The following is a 1754-nucleotide window of genomic DNA, read 5'->3' as shown; positions in this document are numbered from 1 at the left end:
GTGATAGATGCACCGGCCACGGGCACTGAGCTGGTTATCACCGCCACCATCACAGACCCTGCGGGCAACACTGCCACAGGCTCAGACAGCGCCACACTCGATTACGATGACACCGTCACCGTCCCTGCGGCGCCAACGGTGGACATTGTTGAAGACACCAACAACGATGGTTTCATCAATGACGCAGAGCTTGCCGGTCAAATCAACATCACCGTTGAGCTGGGCGCAAACACCGTCGTCGGCGACACGCTTGTGGTCACTGACCAAGCGGGCAACGAGCTGTTTAACGGCCTCGTCACCCAAGACATGCTCGACAACGATCTGGCGCTGACCCTCGATCCGCCAGCCACTGGCACTAACGTGGTTGTCACCGCAACCATTACCGACACCTTGGGCAATGAAGCGGCAGGCTCAGACAATGCCCTGCTCGACTACGGCTCAGGCACCGGCGCACCAGCTGCACCAACCGTTGAAATCACTGAAGATGTCAACGACGATGGTTACATCAACGATGCCGAGCTTGATGGCCAAATCAATGCCACCGTCACTTTAGGTGCAGGCACCCAAATCGGTGACACTGTCACCATCACTGACCAAGACGGCAACGAATTGTTCAGTGGACCTGTGACCCAGGCAATGATTAACGACGGACTGGCCATTGCCTTTGATGCACCAGCCACCGGCACTAACCTCGTGATAACGGCAACGGTCACCGACCCCGCAGGCAACAGTGCCACGGGCAGTGATGCAGCGACCCTTGATTACGGCACTGGCACGGGCGCACCGGCTGCGCCATTGATTAAGATTGATGAAGACAGTAATGACGACGGCTTTATTAATGATGTGGAGCTTGATGGTCAAATCGACATCACGGTCACCTTAGGAGCCGGTACCGCCGTTGGCGACACCTTAGTGGTCACTGACCAAAATGGGGTTGAACTGTTTAGCGGCACCGTCACACAAGCCATGATAGACGATGGTCTTGCGATTGCGTTTGATGCTCCAGCGACCGGCACGAATTTAGTGGTCACCGCCACTGTCACTGACGCCGCAGGTAACAGTGCCAGCGCATCTGATAATGCCACGCTGGATTACGGCACGGGCACCGGCGCACCAGCAGCGCCTCTGGTTGAAATAACCGAAGATGCCAATGACGATGGTTACATTAATGATGCAGAGCTTGACGGTCAAATCGATGCCACCGTCACCTTAGGCGCAGGCACGGCGGTGGGTGACACTATCACTATCACCGACCAAGACAACAACGTCATCTTCAGTGGGCCCGTCACTCAGGCCATGATAGACAGTGGCATTGCGGTCACGATTGACCCACCCGTAACGGGCACGAATTTAGTAATCACCGCCACGGTCACTGACCCAGCGGGCAACACCAGTGCTGGTAGCGACAGCGCCACTCTGGATTACGGCACAGGCGCACCGGCCACCCCAACCGTTGAAATCGTGGAAGACATCAACGATGACGGCACCATCAATGACACTGAGCTTGATGGTCAAATTAACATCACCGTCACTCTTGGCGCAGGCACGCAAGTCGGCGACACCTTAGTCGTCACCGACCAAAATAATGTCGAGCTGTTCAGCGGCGTGGTCACCCAAGCCATGATAAATGATGGCCTGGCTGTGGTCATGAATACCCCAGCCAGTGGAACCGATATCGTGGTCACGGCCACGGTCACTGATGTGGCAGGTAACAGCGCCACAGGCAGTGATGCGGCGACCCTCGATTACGTTGA

General features: G+C 56.3%; 1 protein-coding gene. It reads left to right on the top strand.

Features of this window, described 5'->3' with window-relative positions; all coding sequences use genetic code 11:
- On the top strand, positions 1-1754 hold a 1754-nt coding region (locus tag FN961_RS25910), incomplete at both ends, for a beta strand repeat-containing protein (protein WP_221936158.1).

It is taken from the genome of Shewanella hanedai (assembly GCF_007197645.1).
GTDB lineage: Bacteria > Pseudomonadota > Gammaproteobacteria > Enterobacterales > Shewanellaceae > Shewanella > Shewanella hanedai.
This window is presented reverse-complemented; position numbering and strand designations above follow the sequence as displayed.